Source organism: Amycolatopsis sp. NPDC059657 (genome assembly GCF_042734395.1).
Classification (GTDB): domain Bacteria; phylum Actinomycetota; class Actinomycetes; order Mycobacteriales; family Pseudonocardiaceae; genus Amycolatopsis.
The window spans coordinates 15,776-28,419 of sequence record NZ_JBHWEB010000005.1 but is presented as its reverse complement, the minus strand read 5'-3'; the positions used below and the strand labels follow the sequence as shown (position 1 = coordinate 28,419).

Annotated in this window: 13 protein-coding genes; 5 read left to right on the top strand and 8 right to left on the bottom strand. The window is 66.8% G+C overall.

What is annotated here, in order from left to right:
* Window positions 1-45: 45 nt before the first annotated feature.
* Together ACFV15_RS04165 and ACFV15_RS04160 are read left to right on the top strand one after the other, a co-directional pair.
* Window positions 46-1,428, top strand: a complete 1,383-nt coding sequence (locus tag ACFV15_RS04165) for an alpha/beta fold hydrolase (RefSeq protein WP_378348666.1) — start codon at window positions 46-48, stop codon at window positions 1,426-1,428.
* Window positions 1,429-1,470: 42 nt separating this feature from the next.
* Window positions 1,471-2,379 carry an SMP-30/gluconolactonase/LRE family protein gene (locus tag ACFV15_RS04160; RefSeq protein WP_378348665.1) on the top strand — a complete coding sequence of 303 codons (909 nt, stop codon included), beginning with the start codon at window positions 1,471-1,473 and terminating at the stop codon, window positions 2,377-2,379.
* Here the strand turns inward: ACFV15_RS04160 and ACFV15_RS04155 are convergent.
* From ACFV15_RS04155 to ACFV15_RS04125, 7 genes are all read right to left on the bottom strand, one after another.
* The gene (locus ACFV15_RS04155) at window positions 2,376-3,920 is read right to left on the bottom strand and encodes a purple acid phosphatase family protein (protein WP_378348664.1); all 1,545 of its coding nucleotides are present in this window, start codon (window positions 3,918-3,920) and stop codon (window positions 2,376-2,378) included. The genes ACFV15_RS04160 and ACFV15_RS04155 overlap by 4 nt on opposite strands.
* A 23-nt stretch (window positions 3,921-3,943) precedes the next feature.
* Entirely contained in the window at window positions 3,944-5,161 is a 1,218-nt protein-coding gene (locus ACFV15_RS04150) for an MFS transporter (protein WP_378348663.1), read from the bottom strand.
* Complete coding sequence (locus ACFV15_RS04145) at window positions 5,158-6,381, bottom strand: hypothetical protein (RefSeq protein ID WP_378348662.1); 1,224 nt, start codon at window positions 6,379-6,381, stop codon at window positions 5,158-5,160. Before ACFV15_RS04145 ends, ACFV15_RS04150 begins: the two co-directional genes overlap by 4 nt.
* Entirely contained in the window at window positions 6,381-7,646 is a 1,266-nt protein-coding gene (locus ACFV15_RS04140; protein WP_378348661.1) for an ATP-grasp domain-containing protein, read from the bottom strand. Before ACFV15_RS04140 ends, ACFV15_RS04145 begins: the two co-directional genes overlap by 1 nt.
* On the bottom strand, window positions 7,643-8,593 hold the full coding sequence (cysK, locus tag ACFV15_RS04135) for a cysteine synthase A (RefSeq protein WP_378348660.1): 951 nt from the start codon (window positions 8,591-8,593) through the stop codon (window positions 7,643-7,645). Before cysK ends, ACFV15_RS04140 begins: the two co-directional genes overlap by 4 nt.
* Window positions 8,590-9,147, bottom strand: a complete 558-nt coding sequence (gene epsC / locus ACFV15_RS04130) for a serine O-acetyltransferase EpsC (protein ID WP_378348659.1) — start codon at window positions 9,145-9,147, stop codon at window positions 8,590-8,592. Before epsC ends, cysK begins: the two co-directional genes overlap by 4 nt.
* Window positions 9,148-9,274: 127 nt before the next feature.
* Entirely contained in the window at window positions 9,275-9,826 is a 552-nt protein-coding gene (locus tag ACFV15_RS04125; protein ID WP_378348658.1) for a hypothetical protein, read from the bottom strand.
* Between the two features lie 170 nt (window positions 9,827-9,996).
* On the opposite strand from ACFV15_RS04125, the gene ACFV15_RS04120 reads away from it, so the two are divergent.
* Together ACFV15_RS04120 and ACFV15_RS04115 are read left to right on the top strand one after the other, a co-directional pair.
* Window positions 9,997-10,944 (top strand): sigma-70 family RNA polymerase sigma factor, encoded by a 948-nt coding sequence (locus ACFV15_RS04120; RefSeq protein ID WP_378348657.1) that lies wholly within the window; start codon window positions 9,997-9,999, stop codon window positions 10,942-10,944.
* 78 nt (window positions 10,945-11,022) lie between these two features.
* A complete protein-coding gene (locus tag ACFV15_RS04115; protein WP_378348656.1) occupies window positions 11,023-11,595 on the top strand; it encodes a dihydrofolate reductase family protein in 573 nt (190 codons plus the stop codon).
* A 3-nt stretch (window positions 11,596-11,598) separates the two neighbouring features.
* Here the strand turns inward: ACFV15_RS04115 and ACFV15_RS04110 are convergent, their stop codons facing one another.
* Complete coding sequence (locus ACFV15_RS04110; protein ID WP_378348655.1) at window positions 11,599-11,946, bottom strand: VOC family protein; 348 nt, start codon at window positions 11,944-11,946, stop codon at window positions 11,599-11,601.
* A gap of 282 nt (window positions 11,947-12,228) precedes the next feature.
* Between ACFV15_RS04110 and ACFV15_RS04105 the strand changes: the two genes are divergently transcribed.
* Complete coding sequence (locus ACFV15_RS04105) at window positions 12,229-12,492, top strand: hypothetical protein (protein ID WP_378348654.1); 264 nt, start codon at window positions 12,229-12,231, stop codon at window positions 12,490-12,492.
* Window positions 12,493-12,644: the final 152 nt, after the last annotated feature.

Here is a 12,644-nt window from a genome sequence, read left to right as displayed (position 1 = left end):
CCAGTATCGCGGATTTTTGTCGGTGTGCCGGTGCAGAATCGGGTCATGCGATCGAAGCTGCTCGTACTCGCCGGAGTCGTCGCTTTGTCGACCGGACTCGTCGCACCTGCCGTCGCGGCAGGCCCGCGGCTGGAAGATCCGCACGCGTGCGCACACGACGCGCGGTTCACCTGCTCGACGCTGACCGTGCCGCTCGACTACCGCGGCCACCGGCCGGGCGCGCTCGAACTCCAGGTCGCGACCGCGAACAACGTCGACGCGCCCAAGGGTGCGCTGCTGTTCCTCACCGGCGGGCCCGGTCAGCCCGGCGCGCCGTTCACGACCAAGATCAGCGGCCGCATGCCCGAGGTGTTCAAGGACTACCGGCTGGTCATGATCGACCAGCGCGGCACCGGCACGAACGCGATCGACTGCCCGCAGCTGCAGGCGCAGGTCGGCAGCTCGGACATCGAGCCGCCCACCCCGGAAGCGGTCACCGAGTGCGCGCGGATACTCGGCGACACGGCGCAGTTCTACGGCAGCGACTCGACGACCGCCGACCTCGATCGGCTCCGCGAAGCCCTCGGCGCGCGCAAGATCGTGGTCGACGGCGTCTCGTACGGCTCGCTGACCGCCGCGAGGTACGCGATCGCGCATCCGGCCAACGTCTCGAAGGTCATCCTCGACTCGGTGCTCCCGCACCACACGACGGCCGAGGATTCGCTTTATCTGGTCAGCCTCCGAGCGCACGCGCGCGTGCTGCGTGACGCCTGCGCCGCCCCGCCCGCCTGTGGCTTCGATCCGGCCGACGACCTCGCGTGGCTCGTGAAGAACCGTGACACCGCGGCAGGGGTGGCGTTGTTCGACATGATCGTCACGTACGAGTTCGTCGACCCGAGCTATCGCGACCCGTCGGTGATGGGCACCGACCTGATCACCGCACTGCACTCGGCACGCGCGGGCGACACCGCGAAACTCGACTCGCTGCTGCGGAATCTCGCGTCCGGCGGCGATCCTGTCGCCGACTTCAGCGCAGGCCTCCATGCGGCGACTTTGTGCGCGGACCAACGTTTCCCGTGGGGAAATGCCGCCACGCCGAGCTTTATTCGGCCAGCACTGCTGAAAATCGCAGAAAAGCGGCTCACCACGCGCGACACCTGGCCGTTCAGCCCGGCCGTCGCGACCGGTCAGGGCTTCGTCCAGACCTGCCTGAACTGGCCCGCGGAGCGGCCGAGCTCGAACCCGGCAGGGAAGCTGCCCAACGTCCCGACGCTGCTGCTCAACGGCGACCACGACCTGTCGACGCCGATGGAATGGGCGTTCGAGGAGGCCAAGGTCGCGCCGCAGGGCAAGGTCGTGATCGTGAAGGGCGCCTCGCACTCCATCCAGAACCGCGAACTGGGTCACGCTGGGCGGGACGCGGTCGCCGAGTTCCTGTCGATTCCCTGAGGTTCCTGGTCAAAGAGCACCCGGCGGCACAAGACTGCGGAGATGACCAGGAGATTCGGGGTTTTCGCGGCAATTGCCGCACTCGCACTGTCCTTGTTCACCACACCGTCCGCACAGGCTCACGACCTGCCGGCGACCATCCCGCTGCCCAACGGTTTCATGCCGGAAGGCATCGAGATCGGCGGCCACACCGCGTATCTCGGCTCGCGCGCGGACGGCTCGCTCTACCGCATCAACCTGCTCAACGGAAAAGGTGAGTTCTTCAGCAAGGGCCCTGGCTCGGCCTCGTTGGGGATGAAGCTCGACGACCGCGGACGGCTGTTCGTGTCCGGCGCGGCCAGCGGCCAGGCCCGGATCGTCGACGCGCGCACCGGAGCGGTCATCAAGACCTACCAGCTCACGACTGCGGCTTCGACGTTCATCAACGACGTCATCCTCACCGAGGACGCGGCCTGGTTCACCGACACACGGTCGCCGGTGCTCTACAAACTGCCACTCGACCGACACGGTTCACTGCCCGCCCAGTCTGTGACCGTGCCGCTGACCGGCACCGGCCTGCCGACGGCGTCATTCGGCAACGGCATCGTCACCAGCCCGGACGGCAAGTCGCTGCTGGTCGTCGCCGACGGCAAGCTGCTCAAGGTCAACCCGAAGACCGGCGCGACCACGGTGGCCGACCTCGGCGGTGAGGTGCTGACCAACGGCGACGGCCTGCTGCGCCAGGGAAGCACGCTTTACGTCGTGCAGAACCGGCTCAACACGGTCGCGAAGTTCGCGCTCGACCGCACCGGCTCCTCCGGGAAGCTGCTCAAGAAGGCGACCGATCCGCGGTTCGACGTGCCGACGACCGTGGCCCCATTCGCGGGCAGGCTTTACCTGCCGAACGCGCGGTTCAGCTCGCCTCAGACGCCGGACACCACGTTCGACGTCATCGCCATCCCGAGGTTCTAGCCATCCGCACGTGGCCGCTGCAGCGTGAACTGCTCGAAGACGGAAAGCTCGCCGTAGGGCTTGTTCACGTTGTAGTAGGTCACGTGCATCCGGGTGAGATCGCCAGGCCGTCGCCCGGGATCGACGGTGAAAGCCGCGAAGCCGTACGGATGCTCGGCGTCGCGTTTCGCTGACCAGACAGCGCTTTCGAACGCATACTTCGACGGCCGCTTGCCATTCGGGCCAGGGTCGCCGACGCCGGTGATCACCTTCGCCTTGCCCTGCGGGAAGAACAGGTGGTTCGTCGGCCGCGAAACCCCGCCGCCGCCGAGGACCATGTGGACCGTCCCCTGCGAGGTGTCGACCACGTCGGTGGCGGTGGACGACGGATTCGGCGTCAGCGTCTCGCTTCCGGAGACCACCCCACGCACCGCGAGCGTGCGCTCGTAGTGGTGTTCGTGCCCGCAGACGACCAGGTCGACGCCGTATTTGTCGAACAGCGGCCCATATGCCTGACGCAGTCCCATGTCGCCGCCGCTGGCGTCGGCCGAGCTCATCATCACCTGGTGCATCGCGACGACGATCCAGTCGACGTCCCGCGACGCGCGCGCGGCCTGCAGTTCCCGTTCCAGGAATGCCTTCTGACGGCCGCCGGAGTAGCCGTGCAGGTAGTACTCCGCAGCGTCCTGGAAGCAGTTGTCCTCGTTCTGCAGCACGATGACCCGCACGGAACCGGCGGTGAACGCGTACCAAAGCCCGTTGAGCTCGGGATCGGTGTCACCGTCAGGAACCGTGAAGTACGTCTGGAACGCGTGGAATCCGATCGGCCCGTTCAGCTTTTCGACCTCATGGTTGCCTGCCGCGGGCATCCACGGCCGGAAGCGCGCGGACCTGGCGTTGTTCTGGAAGAAACCGTTCCAGGTTCGGATGCGGTCGAGTTCCATGTTGGCGTAACAGAGATCGCCGTTGAGCAGGTGGAACAGCGGCGCCACGCGTTCGATGCCTGCCACGATGTCCGCCGCGGCCGGCGCGCCCGCGATGGTCAGCGCTGGCGCGCCTTCCGCGTTCCAGGTGGCGTGCGGCGTCGACTGGTCGCCGAAACTCGTGAACGTGAACGCCGCGCGCCCACCCGGCGCCGTCCGGAACGTCCCGGCGTCCGGGCCCGCGCCGTCGTGCTGCGCGGCGTACACGTAGGACGTGTCCGGCCGCAGCCGCTCGAGCCGGGCGTGGTGCACGTAGACGGTCCGATTCGACGCACCGTCCACATAAGTGCGGGTCCGCGCCTGCGCGCACGCCCCGAACCCGGTGTCCAGCCCGCCGAACAGCACCCGCGGATTGCGCACCGGCGAGTCGGTGATCCACGAGACGATCATCTGCCGCGCGGGGTCCGACCCGAAGGTCAGATGCAGGCCCACGACCGGCGGTGCGCCCGCCGCGCCTGGGGTCAGCACGAAGGCGGGCGCCGCCGCGGCGGCGATGTCCGTTCCCAGCAGTGGGGTTGCCGCGCCCGCGCCGAGCAGGCCTAACGCTTTACGACGGGAAAGCCCGTTTTCGGAAGGCATCTCGAAAACGCTAGCGTGAAGATCTATTCACTCGGTATCAACGAAAGTCGTGAACGAACAGCGGCTTCCGGCAAACGCGGTTCCAGCTTGAGCATCGCAAGTGCCGAACCGGCGACACCGGTAGCGAGCAAAACCCACATGCCTACCGCCGACCAGGTGAGCAACGCGGTCAGCAGAGCGGGTGCCAAAGCGATCGGAATCGCCCAGGACAGCTGATAGACGGACAAATGACGACCGCGAGTGGCTTCGGGCGCCGCGCTCGCCACGAGCGCGGACGCGGTCGCGCCGTGCAAAAGCTCGCCGGCGGTGAACAACGCCGTCGCCGCGAATATCCCGGTCATCAGGACGGCGCCGGTCGAGAACACCCCCAGTAAGCCGAACGCCAAGAACGACAGCGAGAAAACGGCCGCGCCGAGTGCGGCCATTCGTGTCCGGCGGTAGCGGGTGAGCATCCTGGTGACCGGGATCTGCAACAACGCGATCCCCACGGTGTTGACCGCGTAGAGCACACCGACGAGCGAACTCGAAGCGCCGAGTTCCTGCGTGATGTACACCGGCAGGCTGACCGCGAGCACCATGTATCCGAACGCCGTCGGCACATTCGCGACGGTCAGCGCGAGGAATGTCCGGTTGCGGAACACTTCGCGGTAACCACCGCGCACCCGTTCCGCCTTGGGCTTCGCGACGTGCGTGCTCGGGATGGTGCCGATGAACCCGGCCGCCGCGAGGAACGCGACCCCGCTGACCACCACGATCACCTGGTACGCGGCATCGCTGCCCAGCGCGAGCGCGGCGCCGGCGATGAGCCCGCCGGCGCCGAGCCCCGCGTTGCGGAGACTGCGTTGCGCGGCAAGGAGTTTGTCCCGGCTGTCACCTTGCGCGATTTCCGCGACGAAAGATTGGATCGCGGGCGGGAACGAGCCGTCGCCGAGCGCGACCAGTGCCACGGCCAGGAACATCGGCACCGGCGAGTCCACGAACGGATAGCAGAAGAACCCGGCCGCACGCACGAGATAGCCGCCGACGACGACCGTCCGCGCGCCGTACCGGTCGACGAGCACGCCCGCGATCGGGTTGCTGACCAGCGCGAGCAACGCACCCGCGCTCATGATGACGCCGACCTGTTCGAGCGGCATGCCGGTCAGGTGATGGAAGTACAGCAGGGAAAGCGGCACGTACATGCCGCTGCCCATGGCGTCGACCGTGATGCCGAGCATGTACCTGACCTGGGCGGTGATCATGCCACGTCCCCGATCTTGGTCTGTGCGACGAACCTCGCGCCCAGTTCCCTCAGCCTGCGCTCGCATTCCGATCTCGTCGGCGCCGAAGCGACCGCGGCCACCAGGAAGTCGCTCGACCCGCCTGCGGGCGGAACGACCTGGCCCGGCTTGGCGTAGAGCCAGAAGTACTCGACCCACGCGTCTTCGGGGGTCTGCGGAACTTCGTGGATCACGCCGGGGCGTTTCATCATGAGCACCTGACCGGACATGCGTTTCGGCGTGCGATCGATCGCGGGGATCGGCAGGCCGACCTGCAACCGCGTGGCGTATTCGGCGAGGTTGACGTCGAACAAGGTCTTGAAGACCTCGCGGACTTTCGCGCCGGCGGGCCTGCTCGCGATTTCGCACAGCACCAAGCGGTCGTCCGGGGTGTGGAAGATTTCCGCGTGGAAGCCATGGTTCTGGAGACCGGGAGTACGCAGCGCCGCCAGTGTCTTGTCCGTGAGCGCGATCAGCCGGTCGGTCAACGGGTCGTCCGGATCCAGCGTCACGTCGACGCGCGCGCCAGGGTCCGAGCCGAACGACGCGAGGTCGTATTGGTACTGCGAAGGCCAGGAAAGCACGGTCTCACCGCCGACGACGAGACCGTCCACATGGCACATCCTGCCGGGGACGAACGCCTCCAGCAGCACGTCGCCCAGCGGTTCTTCGAGGTAGGCGTCGAGCTCGGCCTGTTCGCGCAGGATGCGCAGGCCGATCGCGTTGAACCCGGCCCTGTCCTTGAACACCAAGGGAAATCCGTGCTCCCGCGCGAACTCGCGCACGTCTGCGGGCGACTGGGGCACAGTGTGCGGCGCGACCTCGACGCCGACCTTCTGTACCAGCTTCTTCATCAACGCCTTGTCGCGGAAGGGATAGACGTCTGCGGTCCATGGACCAGGCAATCCGCGCTCCTCGCGCACACGCGCCGCGTTGTCGACGTCGCCCTCGTGATGCCCGATGACGTACTTCGTGCCGAATTCCGCGGCGAGTTCCAGCGCCCGCTTGAGCACCAGTGCGTCGTCACGGAAATCCATCGTCTCGAAGTGCGCGTAGCCGAGGTTCGTCGTCGGTATCTCCTCGGCGAATGACTCGAACTTGTCGCGAGCCGCGAGGATCACGACGTCACCGTCGAAATCGGCCAGCCAGCGGTCGTATGGGAACGGCTCCAGCGGATTCCGGTGCAGGATGAGAAGCGTCATCACGCCACCTCGGCCACATGCGCGAACCGGGTCTCACCATCGTCGCCAGCGACCTTGATGCGGATGGTTTCGCCGATGAGCTCCGCGCCGCGCCGGATCGCGTCGGTCGTGTCGGCGCCGACGACCGCGACCAGCCCGAGCCGGTCCCAGTTGTCGCGCAGTGTGCGGACGGTGTCGCCCACCTTCGCGCTGATCCGCACGTCCAGCACACCTTTTTGGGCCCGTGCCTCGTCGGCGCCGTCGATCGACTCGACCTTGCCCGGCACACCGACGATGAATCTGGTGCTGGCACCGGCTTTCGGCACCGGGCGGCCCGGCAGCTCGGGAACCAGACCGAACGGCCAGCCGAGCGCGTAGCTGATCAGATCAATGCCGTAAGCACCCTGCACGAGATCGGTGATCGCGTCGCCCGCGCCGCGGTTGTGACTCTCGATCACCTGCGGACCGCGTGCGCCGATCCGGATCTCGGTGTGGGACACGCCATCGCGCAAACCCATCAGGTCAAGGAAGCTGCCGACGGCGGCACTGACCTCATCCTGGGTCTCCACGTCCAGCCGAGCGGGCACGGCGTGACCGAGTTCGGCGAAATGCGCGTCGTCGGTGAACTTCTCGGTGATCGCGACGACCACGTGCCTGCCGGAGAAGCTGAAGGTCTCCACGCTGAACTCGGGCCCCTCGACGAACTCCTCCATCAGGAAGTCCTGCAGCAGCATGAGCGTCGAGATGCGGTCGGTCCTGGTGCCGCGAAGGCGTTCCACCGCGGCCCAGATCGCGTCGGCGTCGGCAGGCGAGTTGACCTGGTGCACGCCGATGCTGGCGGTGGCGTCATTCGGCTTCACGATGAACGGGTAGCCGTAGCGGGCGCCGAAAGCGTCCAGCTGCTCGCGCTGCTCCAGCGTCTGCGCGCCGACCGCGTTCGGGTCGATCGCGGCGAGGTGTTTGCGCATGGTCAGCTTGTCGCGGAAGCGTTTGGTGACCTCGAAGCCGGTTCCGCCGAGCCGGAAAAGATCGTTGATGCGGCCCGCGTTGTCCAGTCCCGGTTCGGTCAGCGAAAGCGCGACCTCGTAGCCGGGCTCGGCCCGCAGCCGCCTGGCGACCGGCTCGACCTCGGCCCACTCGGTGTAGTCGAGCACGTGAACGACGTCCGCGAGCTCTTCCTGCAGCGGGGTCAGCTTGCTCGGGTGCTGGAGCAGCAGCACGGTCAAGCCGAGGTCCTTCGCCTTGCGCACCCACTCGTCGTTGGCGCCGACCAGGAGGAGGTTCATCGGTCCGTTCCTTTCGCGGTAGGCCCGTCCCAGACGCTCAGGTAGCGCTCACCGGTGTCGGGCAGGATGGTGACGATGGTCTTTCCCTCGTTCTCCGGACGGCTCGCGATCCGGAGCGCGCCATGCACGGCGGCCCCGGACGAGACGCCGGCGAGCACGCCGACACTGCGCGCGAGCCAGCGTGCGGTGTCCAGCGCCTCGTCGTCGGTGACGGTGAGGACTTCGTCGATCAGTTCGGGATCCGTGGTCTCGGCGACGAATCCGCCATTCAGCCCGAAGATCGAGTGCGTGCCCGCGTAACCACGCGAAAGCAGCGGCGAACCGTCCGGCTCGACGCCGATGGCCTGCAGCAACGGGTTCTGCGTCTTGAGGAAGTCGGCAGAGCCGCACAACGTCCCGCCGGTCCCGATCCCGGCGACGAGGATGTCGACGGCGCCAGCGGTATCGGCCCAGATCTCGGGCCCGGTCGTCTCACGGTGCGCGCGGACGTTGTCGGGGTTCGCGTGCTGCTGCGGGAACCACGAGTCCGGCGTCGCGAGGTGCAGTTCCTCGGCCTTGTCGATACAGCCCTGGTAGCGAAGTTCCTTGGGCGTCAACACGACCTCGGCACCCAAAGCCTTAAGAAGCCCGATGCGCTCAGCGGTCGCGTTGTCCGGCAAGACGATCACGCAGCGGTAGCCCCGCGAGGCACTCAACGCGGCCAGCGCGATGCCGGTGTTCCCGGACGTCGCCTCGATGACCGTGCCGCCGGGTTTCAGCCGGCCATCGGCTTCCGCACCGCGAAGCATGAAGAGCGCGGCGCGGTCCTTGATGCTGGAGAGCGGGTTCGCCGACTCCAGCTTGGCGAGCACCTGCGCGCCGGTCGAGGGCAGCCGGAGCAGCGGGGTGCCACCGACCAGCTCCTCGATCCCGTTGGCGATACGTTGGGGTGACAGCAAACTGGTCATGACGCCTTCCTCCGTAATTGAGTCGCCTGGGTGACCGCGGCGGGCGCGAGAGCGAGCGCACGGGCGGGAACGTCATCGACCACCAGCGCCTGCGCCCCGATCACGGCGTCATCCCCGACGGTCACCGGCCCGAGCACGGTCGCGTTCGTGCCGAGCACCACCCGCGCCCCGATGACCGGATGCCGCCGCTCCCCCTCGGCACGCTTGTTGTCACGCCACCAGCCGACCGCGCCCAGCGTCACCTGGTGATAGATCGTCACGTCATCGCCGATCCGCGCGGTCTCCCCGATCACGACAGCGGCCCCATGGTCGACGAAGACCCGCCGCCCGAGCACCGCGCCGGGATGGATCTCCACCCCGGTGAAGGCTCTGACCAGCACCATCAGGAACCTCGCGGTCAGCCGCAGGCCCTTACGATGCAGCAGATGGGCGACCCGGTGGGTCCACACGGCGGGCAGCGCGGGGTGCAGGAAGGCCTCGCCACGGTGCCGGACGGACGGATCCCGTTCGACGACCGTCCGCAGGTCCTCCGCGAGGATGCGCAGCAGTCCCATGGCCTTTCCCTCCTTCCCGCGCTTAGGGAACCGAGGGTCGCGCAGCACTCTTTCGAACGGCTATCGGCGCATCGATAGAAAAGAAAAAGCCGCCCGTGCTCCGGGCGGCTTTTCTCTGTGTTTCGACTCAACGACGGCTGGCACGCCTGCGCAGCGCGAAGAAACCACCGCCACCAAGCGCCAGCGCGGCCCCGGCACCCAAGGCGGCGGTGCCGATTCCGGCGTCATTGGCGGCCTCCGCGCCACCACCGGTCTGCGGAGCACCCTTGGGCTTTTCGGCAACCTGCGGAGCCTTGGTCTCGGCGGCCGGCTTCGGCGCGGCAACAGTAAAGGCGACCTGCTTGGAGTTGATCGTGCCCTGCGAACCTTCCCCGTCGCTGTCGCAGAACATCCACGCGATGTACTTGCCCGGCTTGACTCCCTTGAAGGAAATGCTCTGCTTGATGCCATTCGCTTTCATGGTCCCGGCGCCAAAGGGCTCGTGGCCGTTCGGAACACCGTAGTTGCCCTCGGCGTGCTCGTTGGGCTTGGCGCAGGTGCCGTGCAAAGTGATGGTGCTACCGCTGACGCTGATCGTGAGCTTGTGGTCGACGCCCTGGTCGCCCGCCAACGCCGCGACCGGCGAAAGCAGAGCGAAGCCAGCGGCCATACCGGCAATGACGACAGATTTGCGAATCATTTCAATTCCCCAGTTAATAGGCATACGGGTAGCCCCGCATGAATTGGATTTCCCCAGTTTTGGCGGTTTCGGCGCTTTCCCCCTCAGCGCTTCAACACCCATAAAGACGCCCGTCCCCCACGGAGGTTCCCGGGTTGGATAACGAAATAGTTTCGCTAGGATCGGCGCTCGTGGACATCGACCGTGACGCGTTCGACCAGCTGGTGGCGGAGTTCCGCGGCGAGCTGACCGCGCACTGCTACCGCATGCTCGGCTCACCGCACGACGCCGAGGACGCATTGCAGGAGTCGCTGCTCAGCGCCTGGCGCGGACTGTCGAGCTTCGAAGGACGGAGTTCACTGCGCACCTGGCTGTACCGGATCTGCACCAACGCTTGCCTGAGGCTCAGCGCCAAACGTCCACCCCGCGTGCTGTCCCCTGACCACAGCCCAGCCCGCCGCGAGACCGCTGACCTGGGCGAACCGCAGCCCGGCCCGTGGCTGGAGCCATGGGAAGACGACCCATCGGCGAGCTACCTGCGACGCGAAAGTGTCGAGCTGGCGTTCATCGCCGCGCTCCAGCATCTGCCGAGCACCCAGCGCGCGGTGCTGATCCTGCGTCAGGTGCTCGAGTACTCGGCCGCCGAGACCGCGGAAATCCTGGAGCTGACCCCAGCCGCGGTCAACAGCGCACTCCAACGCGCTCGCAAAGCCGTCGAAGAGCGCGTCCCCGAACGCAGTCAGCAGGCCGAACTGTCCACGCTTGGCCCAGACGGGCAACGCGAGCTGATCGACGCCTTCGTCGCGGCTTGGGAAAAAGCCGACGTCAACGCGATCGTCAACCTGCTCGCCGAGGACGTCCGCTTCACCATGCCGCCGCTTCCTGTCTGGTTCGACGGACGCGAAGACGTCACCCGATTCCTGGTCGAGCGCATCTTCGCCAACAGCTGGCGTCTGGTGCCGATCCACGCGAACGGCCAGCTCGCGATCGCCGGCTACATGCGCCGTCCCGATGGCGTGTTCGCGCTCGGCGGCATCAACGTGCTGAGCCTGCGCGACGGCCTGATCACCGAGATCTCCAGCTTCCTCAGCCCCGAGGTGCTCGCCGGCTTCGACCTCCCAGAAATCTTTTCGGACTGATTTCGACGAGACCGATGAATCCGCGATGAGCGTTGTCTCTACCTCTTCGTAAGCACACCGCAGAGAGTGGAGAACCCCATGCGCAAGCTCATCGTCACCAACATCGTCTCGCTCGACGGCTACTTCGAGGGCTCCGGCGGCAACGTCATGGCGCTCCCGATGGACGGCGCCTTCGACGCCTACAACGCCGAGCGCCTCCGCGCCGCCGACACTCTGCTGCTGGGTCGCCGCACCTTCGAGATGTTCCAGGGCTTCTGGCCTGCCGTCGCGGACAACCCGGCTTTCGGCCCGGTCCAGCAAGAGATCTCCCGCCTCGACAACGCCATCGACAAGCTCGTCGTCTCGGACTCCCTGGGCTTGGAACCGACAGGAGCGTGGACCGACACCACGGAGGTCATCGCCCGCGCGAAAGCCCACGCCCACATCGCCGACCTCAAGCGCGGCGACGGCGGCGACATCCTGGTCTTCGGCAGCCACACCCTCTGGAACGACCTGCTCGCCGCCGACCTCGTCGACGAGCTGCACCTGATCATCGGCGCGATCGCACTCGGCGGCGGCACCCCGGCGTTCACCACCGCCAACTCACTGCGCCTGACCGGCACCCGGACCTTCGACGGCTCCGACAACCACCTCGCCCAGTTTGCGAAGTGACGGCTACGCCTCGGCCCAGACGCCCAGCTCGTTGCCACTCGGGTCGGTGAAGTGGAACCGGCGGCCACCGGGAAATTCGTAAGGCCCATTCACCACCTGGCCGCCGGCACTCCGCACCGCTTCGGCGGACTTGTCGAGTTCATCGGAGTAGAGCAGCACGAACGGACCACCGGCCTTGGTCTCTTCGTCCTGCCGCAGCCCGCCGACCTCACCCTCGGCGCCGCGGATACCGGCATACCCGGGCCCATAGTCGTTGAACTCCCAACCGAACGCCTCGCCATAGAACCGCTTGGCGTCGGCGAGGTCGGTGACGGTGATTTCGATGTAGTCGATGGCATGGTGTCGAGACATGCCTGGCATTGTGCCCGCCAGGTACGACACTCTTGCCGTCCCGCACCCGCGGTCCCGGCCAGTAGCTTCGGCGAATGCCCCGCTACGCCCAGAAATCATCGACAAGACTCGGTGCCCAGAACAGCCTGGCCACCCGAGCGGTCGTCTACGCATTGGGCACGCTGGTCTTGTTCATCGGTCCCGGTATTTTCTTCGCTGCCATCATCACGGACAGCCTCGACCTGACAACGACCATCGTCGCCGGCGCGGCAACACTCCTGGCGATCCCGATCGCCAGGAGTCATGCGGCAAACGGTCGTTCGCCAAGCCCGCGAAGTCCGCCATCTCCACGAATCCGGGATCCCGGCAATGGTCGAGATTCTCTCGGCCATCCCCATCCGGTTGGCCGAATCTCAGGGTCTCGAACTCCACCTTCGCCTGACTGCCCCCGGCCTCGTCCCCTTCGAAGCCACGGTCCAGTGCGCGACCGAACCCGACCTGCGACCGGGCTCTCGCCTGATGGCCAAGGTCGACCCGGCCGACCAGTTGTTCATGATCATCCGCTGAGGTCTGCGCAAACAAAACGAGCGGGATATGTCGGCGCATTGTGCCGACATATCCCGCTCGTTGTGCGAGTGGAGCTGAGGGGAATCGAACCCCTGACCCCCGCCTTGCAAAAGTGCTGGTCGGCGCCACTCTGAGCGTCCATGCCTGGTCGC

What these genes read in the sequence shown, in the direction of transcription:
- ACFV15_RS04165 (WP_378348666.1), top strand. Translation starts at nt 46, where the DNA reads ATGCGATCGAAGCTGCTCGTACTCGCCGGAGTCGTCGCTTTGTCGACC.
- ACFV15_RS04160 (WP_378348665.1), top strand. Translation starts at nt 1,471, where the DNA reads ATGACCAGGAGATTCGGGGTTTTCGCGGCAATTGCCGCACTCGCACTG.
- ACFV15_RS04155 (WP_378348664.1), bottom strand. Translation starts at nt 3,920, where the DNA reads ATGCCTTCCGAAAACGGGCTTTCCCGTCGTAAAGCGTTAGGCCTGCTC.
- ACFV15_RS04150 (WP_378348663.1), bottom strand. Translation starts at nt 5,161, where the DNA reads ATGATCACCGCCCAGGTCAGGTACATGCTCGGCATCACGGTCGACGCC.
- ACFV15_RS04145 (WP_378348662.1), bottom strand. Translation starts at nt 6,381, where the DNA reads ATGACGCTTCTCATCCTGCACCGGAATCCGCTGGAGCCGTTCCCATAC.
- ACFV15_RS04140 (WP_378348661.1), bottom strand. Translation starts at nt 7,646, where the DNA reads ATGAACCTCCTCCTGGTCGGCGCCAACGACGAGTGGGTGCGCAAGGCG.
- cysK (WP_378348660.1), bottom strand. Translation starts at nt 8,593, where the DNA reads ATGACCAGTTTGCTGTCACCCCAACGTATCGCCAACGGGATCGAGGAG.
- epsC (WP_378348659.1), bottom strand. Translation starts at nt 9,147, where the DNA reads ATGGGACTGCTGCGCATCCTCGCGGAGGACCTGCGGACGGTCGTCGAA.
- ACFV15_RS04125 (WP_378348658.1), bottom strand. Translation starts at nt 9,826, where the DNA reads ATGATTCGCAAATCTGTCGTCATTGCCGGTATGGCCGCTGGCTTCGCT.
- ACFV15_RS04115 (WP_378348656.1), top strand. Translation starts at nt 11,023, where the DNA reads ATGCGCAAGCTCATCGTCACCAACATCGTCTCGCTCGACGGCTACTTC.
- ACFV15_RS04110 (WP_378348655.1), bottom strand. Translation starts at nt 11,946, where the DNA reads ATGTCTCGACACCATGCCATCGACTACATCGAAATCACCGTCACCGAC.
- ACFV15_RS04105 (WP_378348654.1), top strand. Translation starts at nt 12,229, where the DNA reads ATGCGGCAAACGGTCGTTCGCCAAGCCCGCGAAGTCCGCCATCTCCAC.